The organism is Citrobacter sp. Cpo148 (assembly GCF_030332375.1).
GTDB lineage: Bacteria > Pseudomonadota > Gammaproteobacteria > Enterobacterales > Enterobacteriaceae > Citrobacter > Citrobacter portucalensis.
The window spans coordinates 52269-69242 of sequence record NZ_JAOWHY010000047.1; the positions used below are offsets into that span (position 1 = coordinate 52269).

The window sequence follows — 16974 nt, forward strand, 5'->3', positions numbered from 1 at the left end:
CCATCACTAAATGTCTGCGGAACTCAGGTCGTATAACGATAAATTGATGCCAGACAACCGTCGAAGAGTACTGCACACTCCCTGTAACAGGGAGGTGATTGATGAAAATAACAACGGTGAGTACCTGCGCATTACTCGGCATTCTCCCACTCATGCTATTACCTATGCTGCCAGGCATGTTGTGTATCGGCATTGTATTTTGTCTGGCATGTCTGCTCTGTTTTCTCCCCTACAAATATATGCGTTCCGCCGGACTAACCCTGCTGTTTTTTCTTTGGGGAATCCTGGCCGCGAAAGAGGCTCTGTGGGCCGGTAATACGCTGCCTGCGAAAACCCAGCAAGCCATTGTGCGGATAACCGGAACTGACAATATGACAACGCACTACGGCCAGATCACTCACCTTCAGGGGAAACGAATCTTTCCTGCGCAAGGAATCGTCTTGTACGGGCAGTATTTACCCGGTGATGTTTGTGCGGGTCAGACATGGGCGATGACGTTGAAAGTCCGCGCTGTACATGGTCAATTAAACGAAGGCGGATTTGATAGCCAGCGTTACGCATTGGCACAGCATCAACCGCTGACGGGACGATTCTTGCAGGCTTCGGTAATCACACCACAATGCAGTTTGCGTTCGCGGTATCTCTCCTCGCTGAAAACGGCACTCACCGACTATCCCTGGCAGCAGGTCATACTGGGTCTGGGAATGGGGGAGCGCTTGTCTGTGTCACAAGAGGTGAAAACGATTATGCGTGATACCGGCACGGCTCATTTGATGGCTATCTCCGGGCTGCATATTGCGTTTGCTGCATTACTGACCGCAGGATTGATACGTGCTGGACAATTTTTTATGCCAACAAGGTGGATTTGCTGGCAGATGCCATTAGTGGGTGGGATTGTCTGCGCCACATTTTATGCCTGGCTGACGGGGCTGCAACCCCCGGCATTACGAACGGTTGTTGCGCTGCTAGTCTGGGGGGCGCTGAGACTTAGCGGCAGACAGTGGAGTGGATGGTCGGTCTGGATCTGCTGTCTGGCAGCCATCGTGGTGGTGGATCCTGTTGCTGTTCTTTCGCAAAGCCTATGGTTGTCTGCATCTGCCGTTGCGGCACTGCTGTTCTGGTACCAATGGGTACCGCTCCCGGACTGGCCGCTGTCGCGTGCTGGACGTCAATTTCTGGCGCTGGCTCATCTGCAATTGGGTATTACGCTTCTGCTTCTTCCCGTGCAAATCGCAATGTTTCACGGTTTTAGTCTGACCTCGTTTCTGGCTAATTTGTTTGCCGTCCCTTTGGTCACGTTTGTTTCCGTACCCTTGATATTAGCAGGCATGATCATGCATTTAGCCGGGACGGTGATGGTTGAATCAAGCCTGTGGTATCTGGCGGATCGTTCTCTGGCGCTGCTATTTTGGGGGCTCAGAAGTCTGCCTGAAGGGTGGATCAATATTGATGCACGCTGGCAATGGCTCGCATTTTTACCCGGAATGATGATTATCGCATGGCGACTAAATATCTTGCGTACGCTACCGGTGGTCTGTTTCTCTGTGCTCCTTTTACTGAGTGGGCCGCTTTGGCGTGCACCGCGTACTGATGTGTGGCAAGTGCATATGCTGGATGTCGGGCAGGGGCTGGCGATGGTGATCGCGCGAAATGGGAAAGCGTTGCTTTACGATACCGGTCTGGCATGGCCTGAAGGCGATAGCGCAGAACATCTGATTATTCCCTGGTTGCGTTGGCATAATCTGGAGCCAGAAGGAATTATTTTAAGCCATGAGCACATGGATCACCGCGGCGGGTTGCACTCCTTACAACAAGCCTGGCCGTCGCTATGGGTAAGAAGTCCGCTGAGCTGGAAAGGTCATCTCCCGTGTTTTCGCGGAGATCATTGGCAATGGCAAGGGTTAACCTTCAGTGCGCACTGGCCTGTGCGTGGAAATACAGACCAGGGGAATAACCACTCCTGTGTGGTTAAGGTCGATGACGGATATCAGAGTATTCTGCTGACCGGCGATATCGAATCTCCTGCTGAACAAAAAATGCTAAGTCACTATTGGCAGCACCTTCAGTCGACGGTGATGCAGGTTCCACATCATGGCAGCAATACTTCATCATCACTGGCACTCATTCAGCGGGTTGACGGGCAGGTCGCACTCGCCTCTGCATCCCGTTACAACGCCTGGCGTCTGCCGTCCTGGAAAGTGAAGCAACGTTATCGGCAACAAAATTATCAATGGCTGGATACCCCCCATCAGGGGCAGATTACGCTGGATTTTTACCAAAAAAACTTGCGCATACGCAGCATGCGGGATCAGATTTTACCTCGTTGGTATCATCAGTGGTTTGGCGTGTCGGAGGATAACGGGTAGAATATGCGGCTATTCTAACAAATGCTGGTTTTTTGAATGCATAACGATAAAGATCTCTCTACGTGGCAGACGTTTCGCCGACTATGGCCAACCATAGCGCCTTTTAAATCGGGTCTGATCGTGGCGGGTATAGCGTTAGTCCTTAACGCGGCCAGCGATACCTTCATGTTATCGCTCCTTAAACCATTACTGGATGATGGTTTTGGTAAAACGGATCGCTCGGTGCTGCTGTGGATGCCGCTGGTGGTCATTGGGCTGATGATAGTTCGTGGCTTAACCAGCTATGTCTCCAGCTACTGTATTTCATGGGTGTCAGGCAAAGTGGTTATGACCATGCGCCGCCGCCTGTTTGGCCATATGATGGGCATGCCCGTCTCCTTTTTTGATAAACAGTCTACAGGGACATTGTTATCGCGTATTACCTATGATTCAGAACAGGTTGCGTCATCGTCTTCCGGTGCGCTGATCACCGTGGTACGTGAAGGGGCCTCAATTATTGGCCTGTTTATCATGATGTTCTATTACAGCTGGCAGCTGTCACTGATCCTGATTGTACTGGCGCCAATTGTGTCAGTGGCAATCCGTGTGGTTTCCAAGCGCTTTCGTAGCATCAGTAAAAACATGCAAAACACCATGGGTCAGGTTACGACCAGTGCGGAGCAGATGCTGAAAGGCCACAAAGAAGTTCTGATTTTTGGTGGTCAGGAAGTCGAAACCAAGCGCTTTGATAAGGTCAGCAACAAGATGCGTTTGCAGGGTATGAAGATGGTTTCCGCTTCTTCTATCTCCGACCCTATCATCCAGCTGATTGCGTCTTTGGCACTGGCCTTCGTGTTATATGCGGCTAGCTTCCCAAGCGTAATGGAAAACCTGACAGCAGGGACAATTACGGTTGTCTTCTCCTCAATGATCGCATTAATGCGTCCGTTGAAATCGCTGACCAACGTCAACGCGCAGTTCCAGCGCGGTATGGCGGCATGCCAGACCTTATTTACGATTCTGGATAGCGAACAGGAGAAAGATGAAGGTAAACGTGTGATCGAGCGTGCTACCGGCGATCTCGAGTTCCGCAACGTGACTTTCACTTATCCGGGACGTGAAGTACCGGCTCTGCGTAACATCAACCTGAATATTCCCGCGGGTAAAACTGTTGCTCTGGTCGGCCGTTCGGGCTCAGGGAAATCCACCATCGCCAGCCTGATTACGCGCTTCTACGATATTGATGAAGGGCAGATTCTGATGGACGGACACGATCTGCGCGAATATACCCTGGCATCACTGCGCGATCAGGTTGCGTTGGTTTCGCAGAATGTGCACTTGTTTAACGATACGGTTGCCAACAACATCGCCTACGCGCGTACCGATATGTACAGCCGTGAGCAGATCGAAAAAGCGGCACAGATGGCCTACGCCATGGATTTCATCAACAAGATGGATAATGGCCTGGATACGGTGATTGGTGAAAACGGCGTCCTGCTTTCCGGCGGACAACGTCAGCGTATCGCTATCGCCCGTGCCTTGTTGCGTGACAGCCCAATTCTGATCCTTGATGAAGCAACATCGGCTCTTGATACTGAATCTGAACGCGCGATTCAGTCTGCGCTGGATGAGCTACAGAAAAACCGTACTTCTCTGGTCATTGCTCACCGTCTTTCAACCATTGAACAAGCCGACGAAATCATCGTGGTGGAGGATGGTCTGATTGTCGAACGCGGAACCCATAGCGAGTTGATTGAGCAGCGCGGGGTGTATGCGCAATTACATAAAATGCAATTTGGTCAATGATCGCACGTATCTGGTCTGGTGAATCGCCGCTGTGGCGATTGTTACTTCCACTCTCCTGGCTGTATGGCCTGGTGAGTGGCGCGATCCGCTTATGCTACAAGTTGGGGCTTAAACGCGCATGGCGCGCGCCAGTCCCGGTTGTGGTGGTCGGAAACCTTACCGCGGGCGGAAACGGTAAAACGCCGGTGGTGATTTGGTTGGTTGAACAACTGCGACAACGCGGGATTCGCGTGGGTGTGGTGTCGCGTGGTTATGGCGGGAAAGCGACTGCTTACCCGCTGTTGCTAACCGCTGATACTACTACCGCAGAAGCGGGCGATGAACCTGTGCTGATCGCCCAACGTACCGGCGTGCCGGTAGCGGTATCCCCGGTAAGATCGGATGCGGTAAAAGCCATTTTGGCCCAACACGACGTGCAGATTATTGTGACGGACGATGGACTACAGCACTATCGTCTGGCGCGAGATGTTGAAATCGTAGTCATTGACGGCGAACGTCGGTTTGGCAACGGCTGGTGGCTTCCCGCTGGTCCAATGCGGGAACGCGCAGGTCGCCTTAAATCGGTGGATGCGACTATTGTTAACGGTGGCGTTGCGCAACCAGGGGAAATCCCTATGCGACTTGAACCGGGGCTGGCCGTTAATTTACGTACAGGTGAACGCCGTGATGTGGCGCAATTGTCCAATATTGTCGCCATGGCGGGCATTGGTCATCCACCGCGTTTTTTTGCCACGCTGAAAGCATGTGGTGCCAGCGTGCAAAAAAGCATTGCGCTGGCAGACCATCAGTCTCTGACCTACAGTGACGTCAGTGCGTTTGTAGACGCCGGGCAAACGCTGGTCATGACGGAAAAAGATGCGGTTAAGTGCCGGGCATTTGCCGATGAAAACTGGTGGTATTTACCTGTTGATGCACATTTGTCAGGCGATCGGCCTGATGTATTGCTGAATAGCTTAATCTCGCTGACTCGCTAACTGATTCACGCTGCGGCAGCGAACCATTTATGAGGCCATAAATGTCGTTGCCGCGCCTTTCTCTGACGGATGCCCGTCATCTTCACCTTGCTGCTCAAGGTCTGCTGAAAAAAACACGCCGCCGGGCAACCCCGGCAGATATTCTCGCGACCATTTTGCGCATGTCGTTACTGCAAATCGACACCATCAATATTGTGGCGCGCAGTCCTTACCTGGTGCTGTTTAGTCGTTTAGGCGATTATTCCCCCCAATGGCTGGACGACTCGTTACAGCAGGGCGAACTGATGGAATACTGGGCGCACGAGGCCTGTTTTTTGCCGCGCAGCGATTTTATACTGATACGTCACCGCATGTTGGCCCCGGAGAATATGGGCTGGAAATATAAAGCGGCGTGGATGAAAGAACATGCGCATGAGATTGAGCAACTGCTCCAGCACATCCAGCATAACGGGCCGGTACGCTCAGCTGATTTTGAGCATCCACGCAAAGGGACCAGCGGCTGGTGGGAATGGAAACCGCAGAAGCGTCATCTTGAAGGGTTGTTCACCGCCGGGAAAGTGATGGTCGTGGAACGGCGTAATTTCCAGCGAGTGTATGATTTAACCCATCGCGTCATGCCGCACTGGGACGATGAACGCGACCCACTTTCGCAGGAAGATGCGGAAAGTGTCATGCTGGATAACAGTGCCCGCAGTCTGGGGATTTTCCGCGAACAATGGCTGGCAGACTACTACCGCCTGAAGCGCCCGGCGCTAAAAAACTGGTGCAACGAACGGGCGGAACAGCGGCAGATTATTCCTGTCGACGTTGAGGGGCTAGGAGCCTTGTGGCTGCATAGCCACCTTCAGCCGCTGCTTGAACAGGCGCTGGCGGGCAAATTAACGGCGACTCACAGTGCAGTATTATCACCTTTTGATCCGGTGGTCTGGGATCGTAAACGGGCAGAGCAGCTATTCGATTTTAGCTATCGGCTGGAGTGTTACACGCCAGCACCGAAACGTCAGTATGGTTATTTTGTCTTGCCGTTGCTGCATCGTGGACAGTTGGTTGGGCGGATGGATGCCAAAATGCACCGCAAAACAGGTGTGCTGGACGTTATTTCGCTGTGGTTACAGGATGGGGTTAAGCCTGGAGTGACGTTGCAAAAAGGATTGTTTCAGGCGATTGACGATTTTGCCCGCTGGCAACAGGCAACACGCGTGACGCTGGGACGTTATCCTGAAGGTTTATTTGCTGATGCACGCCATGGTTGGGAAATAGACCCAGCCCTTTAAGCGATTATGTTAATATTTACGGATTCACAATCCGGTCCATCTGGAGGAACTATGGATCATCGTCTGCTTGAAATCATTGCCTGCCCGGTATGCAATGGCAAACTCTGGTTTAACCAGGAAAAACAGGAACTGATTTGTAAACTGGATAACCTTGCTTTCCCACTGCGTGATGGCATTCCCGTGTTACTGGAAACCGAAGCCCGCGTTCTGACTGCTGATGAGAGTAAATCATGAGTTTTGTGGTCATTATTCCTGCGCGCTATGCGTCCACACGTCTGCCTGGTAAGCCGTTGCTGGATATCAACGGTAAACCGATGATCGTGCATGTACTGGAGCGTGCGCGTGAATCTGGCGCTGAACGTATCATCGTTGCTACCGATCACGAGGATGTCGCTCGCGCGGTAGAAACGGTGGGTGGCGAAGTGTGCATGACTCGCGCCGATCACCAGTCTGGTACGGAGCGCCTGGCGGAAGTCGTCGAGAAATGTGGTTTTAGCGATGATACCGTTATTGTGAACGTACAGGGTGATGAGCCGATGATTCCTGCGGTCATTATTCGCCAGGTGGCTGAGAATCTGGCGCAACGTCAGGTCGGTATGGCGACTCTTGCGGCTCCGATTCACAGTGCGGAAGAGGCATTTAATCCGAATGCGGTAAAAGTCGTGTTGGACGCTGAAGGATATGCTCTCTATTTTTCACGCGCGACCATCCCATGGGATCGCGATCGTTTCGCCAAAAGTCTGGAAACGGTGGGGGACACCTTCCTGCGCCATCTGGGCATTTACGGCTATCGCGCCGGTTTTATTCGCCGCTATGTTAACTGGCAGCCTAGCCCGCTTGAGCATATCGAAATGCTGGAGCAGCTGCGAGTGCTGTGGTACGGCGAAAAAATTCACGTTGCCGTCGCAAAAGAAGTCCCGGGTACCGGCGTAGACACTGCCGAAGATCTTGAGCGCGTTCGCGCCGAAATGCATTAGTTTTTCTCACGGCACTCCCCCCATATTGAGGCGTATTTTTGGGAGGAGTGTCGTATCGTTGCGCTTTCCCTCCACTTTTCTTTTCATCAATTGATCTCATCCGGGTGACATCTGTCTGCACGACGCTCATTATGAAAGCAGTAGCATTTATGAGGGCAATCTGAAATGGAACAGTTGCGTGCCGAACTCAGCCACCTGCTGGGCGAAAAACTCAGTCGCATAGAATGCGTGAATGAAAAAGTGGATACGGCCCTGTGGTCACTGTACGACAGCCAGGGAAATCCGATGCCGCTGATGGCGAGAAGTTTCACCACGCCAGGTATGGCGCAGCAGCTGGCATGGAAAACCTCCATGTTGGCGCGCAGTGGTACGGTGCGAATGCCCGTCATTTACGGGGTCTTAACCCACGAAGAGCATCCCGGTCCCGATGTGCTACTGCTTGAGCGTTTACGTGGCGTGCCGGTGGAAGCGCCAGCCCGAACGCCCGAACGCTGGGAACATTTAAAAGATCAGATCGTAGAAGGTCTGCTGTCATGGCATCGGCAGGATAGCCGTGGTTGCGTGGGAATGGTGGATAACACGCAAGAGAATATCTGGCCATCCTGGTATCGTCAGCGTGTTGAAGTGTTGTGGACCACGTTAAATCAGTTCAACAATACCGGGCTGACGATGCAGGATAAGCGGATCCTGTTTCGCACCCGTGAGTGTTTGCCCGCTTTATTTGAAGGATTCAATGATAACTGCGTGCTGATCCACGGTAATTTTAGTTTACGTAGCATGCTCAAAGACGCCCGTAGCGATCAGCTTCTGGCCATGGTCGGACCGGGTTTGATGCTGTGGGCGCCCAGAGAGTATGAATTGTTCCGTTTAATGGATAATGCGCTGGCGGAAAGTCTGCTTTGGCAATACCTGCAACGCGCGCCCGTGGCGGAGTCCTTCATCTGGCGGCGCTGGCTGTATGTGTTATGGGATGAGGTGGCGCAACTGGTCAACACCGGACGTTTTAATCGATCTAACTTTGACCTGGCCACGAAATCACTGCTGCCGTGGCTCGCCTGATGAACATGTGAACGCCTTATCCGGCCTACAATTCTGCGCTGAACACGTAGGCCTGATAAGACGCGTTAGTGTCGCCATCAGGCAACATTCCTGTCAATGCTCTGATCCTTTTAGCCACTGCCAGATACGCCCCAACGTTTCGTAACCAGCACGATCGCTATGCATCAACCAGACGGGAGAGGGGATCGCGCGCTCCCACGGATTAAGCGGTGAGTCAATCGCTAACTGGTTGGCTGGCGCGGGCAACGGATGTAGTCCGGCCTGTTGGAAGAAAATCATTGCTCGCGGTAAGTGCGATGCGGAGGTCACCAGCAGGAACGGCGCGCTGCCGATGGCCTGCTTAACCGCTGTGGCTTCTTCTTCGGTGTCTTTAGGTTTATCCAGCGTGATGATATCACCGGGCGGCACACCCAGTGACTGCGCTACGCGGGCTCCCGCTTCTGCAGTACTGACGTTATTGCTCTTTGCCGCAGCGCCGGTAAAGATAAGCTTCGATCCCGGGTTAGCACGCCAAAGGCGAATACCTTCATTCAGACGCGGAAGACTGTTGCTGATCAGGTTTGAACTCGGCGCCCACTGTGGATTCCAGGTATACCCTCCGCCCAGCACCACAATGTATTCCACTTTTTGTGTATCCTGCCAGGTTGGATAGCTATCCTCAATCGGTTTCAGCAGACTGTCGGCGACGGGCTGCAAGCTTAGAAGTAACAGTGCCAGCCAACTCAGGCTAATGCACACTTTCCCTGTTTTTTGAAAGCGGCTAAACCAGAGCAGCGCCAGGCCTATGCCCATGATAATGAGCATTAGCGGAAGTGGCAGCATCATACCGCCAATCACTTTCTTCAGCGTAAAAAGCATCCTTTTTGGTTCCTTTTTTAACCATACAGCAGGGGATCAGCAGGGATATTACACCAGGAAGGTTCATTCTCGGCGTGGGTGTGACAAAATAGCGGTTTTACTTAGTCACCCTAAAGCCAGCATGTGGAGAGCCCGATGCGGGATCGCAATTTTGATGACATTGCAGAGAAGTTTTCCCGTAACATTTACGGCACCACCAAAGGTCAGCTTCGTCAGACGATCCTCTGGCAGGATCTGGACAAACTTCTTGCCGACTACGCGGGCCAAACGTTGCGTGTGCTTGATGCGGGTGGCGGAGAAGGGCAGACAGCCATTCTGATGGCGCAGCGGGGCCATCACGTCACCTTGTGCGATCTTTCTGCTGAGATGGTGGCGCGAGCGCAACGGGCGGCAGAAGAGCAAGGTGTGAGCGACAACATGCATTTTATACATTGTGCCGCTCAGGACATCCCACAGCATTTGGATTCTCAGGTTGATCTGATATTGTTTCATGCTGTGCTGGAATGGGTGGCCGATCCGCAAGCCGTCTTAAAAACATTGTGGTCGATGTTACGCCCGGGCGGTGCTTTATCGCTGATGTTCTACAATGCAAACGGTCTGTTGATGCGTAATGTGTTGGTCGGTAATTTCGGCTATGTACAGCAGGGAATGTATAAAAAGAAACGGCGCACGTTGTCTCCCGATTTTCCGCGCGACCCTCAGCAGGTCTATGGCTGGCTGGAGGAGATTGGCTGGGAGATAACCGGTAAAACGGGCGTGAGGGTGTTTCATGATTATCTGCGTGATAAACAAAAACAGCATGACTGTTTTGATGCTTTAACAGAAATAGAAACACGTTATTGCCGCCAGGAACCGTATATCAGCCTTGGGCGCTATATTCATGTCACCGCGATTAAACGTCCGGCCCGAGCCGCAGATGCAAGGATAACCTATGAGTGAATTTTCCCAGACAGTCCCCGAACTGGTTGCCTGGGCCAGAAAAAATGACTTCTCCATCTCTCTGCCGGTAGACAGACTTTCGTTCCTGCTGGCGATCGCCACGTTGAACGGTGAGCGACTTGACGGTGAGATGAGTGAAGGTGAACTGGTGGATGCGTTCCGCCATGTGAGTGATGCGTTTGAGCAAACCAGCGAAACCATCGGCGTCCGCGCCAACAACGCGATCAACGATATGGTGCGTCAACGTCTGCTGAACCGCTTTACCAGCGAGCAGGCTGAAGGCAACGCCATTTACCGTTTAACGCCGCTCGGGATTGGCATCACAGATTACTATATTCGTCAGCGCGAATTCTCTACGCTGCGTCTTTCTATGCAGCTGTCAATTGTGGCAGGCGAACTGAAGCGCGCGGCGGATGCGGCAGCGGAAGGTGGTGATGAGTTCCACTGGCATCGCAACGTCTATGCGCCATTGAAATACTCGGTGGCGGAGATTTTCGACAGTATCGATCTGACCCAGCGCATCATGGATGAACAGCAGCAGCAGGTAAAAGACGACATCGCACAGTTGCTAAACAAAGACTGGCGGGCGGCGATTTCCAGCTGTGAAATGCTGCTGTCTGAAACATCTGGTACGCTGCGTGAACTGCAAGATACGCTGGAAGCGGCAGGGGATAAGCTGCAGGCTAACCTGTTACGCATCCAGGACGCCACGATGACGCATGACGATTTGCATTTTGTCGATCGGCTGGTGTTTGATTTACAAAGCAAGCTCGACCGCATTATTAGCTGGGGCCAGCAGTCCATTGACTTGTGGATCGGCTACGATCGTCACGTGCATAAATTTATTCGTACCGCGATCGACATGGATAAAAACCGCGTCTTCGCCCAGCGTCTGCGTCAGTCCGTGCAGACCTACTTTGACGACCCGTGGGCGCTGACCTATGCCAACGCCGATCGTCTGCTGGATATGCGTGACGAGGAGATGGTGCTGCGTGACGAAGAGGTCACCGGTGAACTTCCGGAAGACCTGGAATATGAAGAATTTAACGAGATCCGTGAGCAGCTGGCGGCGATCATCGAAGAACAGCTGGCTATCTACAAATCCAGACAAACACCACTGGATCTCGGTTTGGTAGTGCGCGAGTATCTGGCGCAATACCCACGTGCGCGTCATTTCGACGTCGCGCGTATTGTTATCGATCAGGCGGTACGCCTTGGCGTAGCGCAAGCAGACTTCACCGGACTGCCAGCCAAATGGCAGCCGATTAATGATTACGGAGCCAAGGTACAGGCGCATGTCATTGACAAATATTGAACAAGTGATGCCGGTAAAGCTGGCGCAGGCGCTGGCGAATCCGTTATTTCCGGCACTGGATAGTGCCTTACGTTCGGGCCGCCATATCGGTCTGGATGAACTGGATAATCATGCCTTCCTGATGGATTTTCAGGAATATTTTGAAGAGTTTTATAGCCGATATAACGTGGAATTAATCCGTGCGCCGGAAGGGTTCTTCTACCTTCGCCCGCGTTCCACGACGCTCATTCCTCGTTCGGTCCTGTCAGAACTGGACATGATGGTGGGTAAAATTCTTTGCTATCTCTATCTCAGCCCGGAACGCCTGGCGAACGAAGGGATTTTTACCCAGCAAGAGCTGTACGACGAGCTGCTAACGCTGGCAGATGAAGCGAAGTTACTGAAGCTGGTGAACAACCGTTCAACCGGTTCTGACGTTGACCGCCAGAAGCTACAGGAAAAAGTGCGTTCTTCGCTCAACCGCTTGCGCCGCTTAGGCATGGTGTGGTTTCTGGGCCACGACAGCAGCAAATTCCGTATTACGGAATCTGTCTTCCGCTTTGGTGCGGATGTGCGTAGCGGTGACGATCCGCGTGAAGCACAGCGTCGCTTAATTCGTGATGGTGAAGCGATGGCGGTCGAGAACCGTCTGCAGCTCAACGATGAGCCCGAAGAGAATCAGCCGGACAGTGGAGAAGAAGAATAATGATTGAACGCGGTAAATTTCGCTCACTTACGCTGATTAACTGGAATGGTTTTTTTGCCCGTACGTTTGATCTCGATGAGCTGGTCACCACGCTGTCCGGTGGTAACGGTGCGGGTAAATCCACCACCATGGCGGCATTTGTTACGGCGCTCATTCCGGACTTAACCCTGCTGCATTTCCGTAACACCACCGAAGCCGGTGCAACCAGCGGTTCACGTGATAAAGGCCTGCACGGTAAGCTGAAAGCAGGAGTTTGTTATTCAATGCTCGACGTCCTCAACTCGCGTCATCAGCGCGTGGTCGTGGGGGTGCGTCTGCAACAGGTTGCTGGTCGCGATCGCAAAGTGGATATCAAACCGTTTGCCATTCAGGGGCTGCCGATGTCGGTACAGCCAACCCAACTGGTGACGGAAACGCTGAACGAACGCCAGGCGCGCGTACTGTCTCTACCTGAGCTGAAAGAGAAGCTTGATGAGATGGAAGGCGTGCAGTTTAAGCAGTTCAACTCAATAACCGATTATCACTCATTGATGTTCGATCTGGGCATCATTGCCCGTCGTCTGCGCTCTGCGTCCGATCGTAGTAAATTCTACCGTCTGATTGAAGCCTCGCTGTACGGCGGGATCTCCAGCGCCATTACCCGTTCACTGCGTGACTACCTGCTGCCGGAAAACAGCGGCGTACGTAAAGCGTTCCAGGATATGGAAGCCGCGCTTCGTGAAAACCGTATGACGCTGGAAGCGATTCGCGTAACGCAGTCTGACCGCGACCTGTTTAAGCATTTAATCAGTGAAGCGACCAACTATGTGGCCGCAGATTATATGCGCCACGCCAATGAACGTCGTATCCATCTGGATAAAGCACTGGAATATCGTCGTGAACTGTATACCTCTCGCAAGCAGCTGGCGGCAGAGCAGTACAAACACGTGGATATGGCGCGCGAACTGGGTGAGCACAACGGTGCGGAAGGCGATCTGGAAGCTGATTACCAGGCCGCGAGCGATCACCTGAATCTGGTGCAAACCGCGCTGCGTCAGCAGGAAAAAATTGAACGCTACGAGGCGGATCTCGAAGAATTGCAGGTCCGTCTTGAAGAACAAAACGAGGTGGTCGCGGAAGCCGTTGACCGCCAGGATGAAAACGAAGCCCGCGCAGAAGCCGCTGAGCTGGAAGTGGATGAGCTGAAAAGCCAGCTTGCCGATTACCAGCAAGCGCTGGACGTCCAGCAAACGCGAGCCATCCAGTATACTCAGGCGATCCAGGCCCTAAACCGGGCGAAAGAGCTCTGCCACTTACCGGACCTGACAGCCGACAGCGCCGCCGAATGGCTGGAGACTTTCCAGGCCAAAGAGCAGGAAGCCACTGAAAAACTGCTGACGCTTGAACAAAAAATGAGCGTGGCGCAAACCGCGCATAGCCAGTTCGAACAGGCTTATCAGCTGGTGGCGGCTATCAACGGCCCGCTGGCGCGCGGTGAAGCCTGGAGCGTGGCGCGTGAACTGCTGCGCGAAGGCGTGGAACAGCGCCACCTGGCAGAACAGGTTCAGCCGTTGCGTATGCGACTGAGCGAACTGGAGCAGCGTCTGCGCGAACAGCAGGATGCCGAGCGTCTGCTGGCCGAATTCTGCAAGCGTCAGGGTAAACAGTTCGATATCGATGAGCTGGAAGCGCTGCACCAGGAGCTGGAAGCGCGCATCGCCGCCTTGTCGGACAGCGTCTCGTCTGCCAGCGAACAGCGTATGACACTGCGTCAGGAGCAGGAACAGCTGCAATCCCGTATTCAGCATTTGATGAAGCGGGCACCTGTCTGGCTGGCTGCGCAAAATAGCCTGAGTCAGCTTAGCGAGCAGTGTGGCGAAGAGTTTACCTCGAGCCAGGACGTGACCGAGTATCTGCAACAATTGCTGGAGCGCGAGCGTGAGGCCATTGTTGAGCGTGATGAAGTCGGTGCACGTAAAAATGCAGTTGATGAAGAGATTGAACGTTTAAGTCAACCGGGCGGGGCGGAAGATCAGCGTCTGAACGCGCTGGCGGAACGCTTTGGCGGCGTACTGCTGTCAGAAATTTATGATGACGTTAGCCTTGAAGATGCACCGTACTTCTCTGCGCTATACGGTCCTTCGCGTCATGCCATTGTGGTACCGGATCTGTCGCTGATTACCGAACAGCTTGAAGGGCTGACAGATTGCCCGGAAGATCTCTATTTCATCGAAGGGGATCCGCAGTCGTTTGATGACAGCGTCTTCAGCGTTGATGAAGTGGAAAATGCGGTGGTGGTGAAAACTGCCGAGCGTCAGTGGCGTTATTCTCGCTTCCCGACGGTGCCTATTTTTGGGCGTGCAGCACGTGAAAGCCGTATCGAAACCCTGCATGCCGAGCGTGAAGGGCTGTCTGAACGTTTCGCCACGCTCTCCTTTGACGTCCAGAAAACCCAGCGTCTGCATCAGGCGTTCAGTCGCTTTATCGGCAGCCATCTGTCGGTGGCGTTTGAAGCCGATCCAGAAGCGGAAATTCGCCAACTGAATAGCCGTCGCGTTGAACTGGAACGTGCGCTGACCAATCATGAAAATGATAACCAGCAAAGCCGTATGCAGTTTGAACAGGCGAAAGAGGGCGTCTCTGCGCTGAACCGCCTGCTGCCGCGCTTGAATCTGCTGGCAGATGATACGCTAGCCGATCGCGTAGACGAAATTCGCGAGCGTCTGGATGAAGCTCAGGAAGCCGCGCGTTTTGTACAGCAACATGGCAATCAGTTGGCGAAACTGGAACCTATCGTTTCGGTTCTGCAAAATGACCCTGAGCAGTTTGAACAGCTGAAGGAAGACTATGCGTATTCCCAGCAGATGCAGCGCGATGCGCGTCAGCAGGCTTTTGCGCTGACCGAAGTCGTACAGCGTCGGGCGCACTTTAGTTATTCCGACTCAGCCGAAATGCTGAGCGGCAATAGCGATCTGAACGAAAAATTGCGTGAACGCCTGGAACAGGCGGAAGCCGAACGTACCCGCGCTCGCGAAGCGCTGCGCAGCCACGCCGCACAGTTAAGCCAGTACAACCAGGTCATGGCATCGCTGAAAAGCTCTTATGACACCAAAAAAGAGCTGCTTAACGATTTACAACGTGAACTGCAGGATATCGGCGTTCGTGCGGACAGCGGTGCCGAAGAGCGTGCGCGTATTCGCCGTGACGAACTGCATGCGCAGCTCAGCAACAACCGTGCACGCCGCAACCAACTTGAGAAAGCACTGACTTTCTGCGAAGCGGAGATGGAAAACCTGACCCGCAGACTACGCAAGCTGGAACGTGATTATCATGAAATGCGCGAGCAGGTAGTCACCGCCAAAGCCGGCTGGTGTGCAGTCATGCGGATGGTGAAAGATAACGGTGTGGAACGTCGTCTGCACCGCCGCGAGTTGGCCTATCTTTCCGGTGACGAACTGCGTTCGATGTCGGATAAGGCGCTCGGTGCGCTACGTCTGGCGGTTGCGGATAACGAGCACCTGCGCGATGTGTTGCGTCTGTCTGAAGATCCAAAACGTCCAGAGCGCAAAATTCAGTTCTTCGTCGCGGTTTACCAGCATCTGCGTGAACGTATTCGCCAGGATATTATTCGTACCGATGATCCGGTTGAAGCCATTGAACAGATGGAGATTGAGCTGAGCCGTCTGACGGAAGAGTTAACCTCACGCGAACAGAAGCTGGCGATCAGCTCACGCAGCGTGGCGAACATTATTCGTAAGACCATTCAGCGTGAACAGAACCGTATTCGCATGCTGAACCAGGGGTTGCAAAGCGTGTCGTTTGGCCAGGTCAACAGCGTTCGCCTGAACGTCAATGTGCGTGAAACACATGCTACCTTGCTGGACGTACTTTCAGAGCAGCATGAACAGCATCAGGATTTGTTTAACAGCAATCGCCTGACCTTCTCAGAAGCGCTGGCGAAGCTGTATCAGCGTCTGAATCCGCAGATAGACATGGGGCAACGTACGCCACAAACCATTGGTGAAGAGCTGCTGGATTATCGTAACTATCTGGAAATGGAAGTTGAGGTTAACCGTGGCTCTGACGGCTGGCTGCGTGCTGAGTCTGGTGCGTTGTCAACGGGTGAAGCGATCGGGACCGGGATGTCTATTCTGGTGATGGTGGTGCAAAGCTGGGAAGATGAAGGCCGCAGATTGCGCGGGAAAGATATCTCTCCTTGCCGTCTGCTGTTCCTTGATGAAGCTGCACGACTCGATGCGCGTTCTATTGCGACCTTGTTTGAGCTGTGTGAGCGTTTGCAGATGCAGCTGATTATCGCTGCGCCGGAAAACATCAGCCCAGAGAAAGGCACCACCTACAAACTGGTGCGTAAAGTCTTCCAGAACACCGAACACGTTCACGTGGTGGGGTTGCGCGGATTTGCGCCTCAGTTACCGGAACCACTGCCGGGGACTGAAGATGCCTCCTCGCAGGCAAGCTAAGTAATAAGTAAAAAGGCGGCTACATGGCTAATGCTCATCAGTTAAGCATGTATGATGAACATGTGATTCTTGCTCAGGGTTCCGTTCACCTCAGTGGTGTCATTTCTCTGAAGCGCAGATACCTGTGAACGTGCAAGGGAGGCTCACCGCCACCTTCCTTGCAACCCAGGCTCCCGGCGGGAAAATCGTCGCTGCGCGATTCATTCGTCTTATGCCGTCTGCCTGTCGGGTCGGGGCCGAGCCTGCATCCATGCAGGCCATCCCCTCTGCCCGCATCCCTGC

The 16974-nt window shown here is 53.3% G+C and carries 12 protein-coding genes; 11 read left to right on the forward strand and 1 reads right to left on the reverse strand.

All coding sequences use genetic code 11. From position 1 onward, the window contains the following. Positions 1–101 precede the first annotated feature (101 nt). The 7 genes from OGY10_RS17340 to OGY10_RS17370 all read left to right on the forward strand — a co-directional run bounded on the left by OGY10_RS17340 (position 102) and on the right by OGY10_RS17370 (position 8435). Positions 102–2366, forward strand: a complete 2265-nt coding sequence (locus tag OGY10_RS17340) for a ComEC family protein (RefSeq protein WP_286577114.1) — start codon at positions 102–104, stop codon at positions 2364–2366. Positions 2367–2402: 36 nt separating this feature from the next. After that, entirely contained in the window at positions 2403–4151 is a 1749-nt protein-coding gene (gene msbA, locus OGY10_RS17345) for a lipid A ABC transporter ATP-binding protein/permease MsbA (protein ID WP_048214571.1), read from the forward strand. After that, the gene (lpxK, locus tag OGY10_RS17350) at positions 4148–5125 is read left to right on the forward strand and encodes a tetraacyldisaccharide 4'-kinase (RefSeq protein WP_032942888.1); all 978 of its coding nucleotides are present in this window, start codon (positions 4148–4150) and stop codon (positions 5123–5125) included. The genes msbA and lpxK overlap by 4 nt, the downstream gene beginning before the upstream one ends. Before the next feature lie 41 nt (positions 5126–5166). After that, positions 5167–6399 (forward strand): winged helix-turn-helix domain-containing protein, encoded by a 1233-nt coding sequence (locus OGY10_RS17355; protein WP_286577116.1) that lies wholly within the window; start codon positions 5167–5169, stop codon positions 6397–6399. 51 nt (positions 6400–6450) lie between these two features. Beyond that, positions 6451–6633 carry a protein YcaR gene (gene ycaR / locus OGY10_RS17360; protein WP_003035793.1) on the forward strand — a complete coding sequence of 61 codons (183 nt, stop codon included), beginning with the start codon at positions 6451–6453 and terminating at the stop codon, positions 6631–6633. After that, on the forward strand, positions 6630–7376 hold the full coding sequence (kdsB, locus tag OGY10_RS17365; protein ID WP_191226212.1) for a 3-deoxy-manno-octulosonate cytidylyltransferase: 747 nt from the start codon (positions 6630–6632) through the stop codon (positions 7374–7376). The genes ycaR and kdsB overlap by 4 nt, the downstream gene beginning before the upstream one ends. Before the next feature lie 165 nt (positions 7377–7541). Beyond that, the gene (locus tag OGY10_RS17370) at positions 7542–8435 is read left to right on the forward strand and encodes a YcbJ family phosphotransferase (protein WP_003831934.1); all 894 of its coding nucleotides are present in this window, start codon (positions 7542–7544) and stop codon (positions 8433–8435) included. Between the two features lie 93 nt (positions 8436–8528). On the opposite strand, the gene elyC is transcribed toward OGY10_RS17370, so the two are convergent. Next, positions 8529–9293: an envelope biogenesis factor ElyC gene (gene elyC / locus OGY10_RS17375; RefSeq protein WP_057067095.1), complete on the reverse strand. Its 765-nt coding sequence runs from the start codon at positions 9291–9293 to the stop codon at positions 8529–8531. 135 nt (positions 9294–9428) lie between these two features. Between elyC and cmoM the strand changes: the two genes are divergently transcribed. The 4 genes from cmoM to mukB are packed head-to-tail and all read left to right on the forward strand — an operon-like array spanning position 9429 to position 16692. Next, entirely contained in the window at positions 9429–10232 is an 804-nt protein-coding gene (cmoM, locus tag OGY10_RS17380; protein ID WP_003035803.1) for a tRNA uridine 5-oxyacetic acid(34) methyltransferase CmoM, read from the forward strand. After that, positions 10225–11547 (forward strand): chromosome partition protein MukF, encoded by a 1323-nt coding sequence (gene mukF, locus OGY10_RS17385; protein ID WP_057067096.1) that lies wholly within the window; start codon positions 10225–10227, stop codon positions 11545–11547. Before cmoM ends, mukF begins: the two co-directional genes overlap by 8 nt. Beyond that, complete coding sequence (gene mukE / locus OGY10_RS17390; RefSeq protein WP_003035809.1) at positions 11528–12232, forward strand: chromosome partition protein MukE; 705 nt, start codon at positions 11528–11530, stop codon at positions 12230–12232. The genes mukF and mukE overlap by 20 nt, the downstream gene beginning before the upstream one ends. Beyond that, positions 12232–16692 (forward strand): chromosome partition protein MukB, encoded by a 4461-nt coding sequence (mukB, locus tag OGY10_RS17395; protein WP_057067097.1) that lies wholly within the window; start codon positions 12232–12234, stop codon positions 16690–16692. Before mukE ends, mukB begins: the two co-directional genes overlap by 1 nt. The last annotated feature ends 282 nt before the right edge of the window (positions 16693–16974 follow it).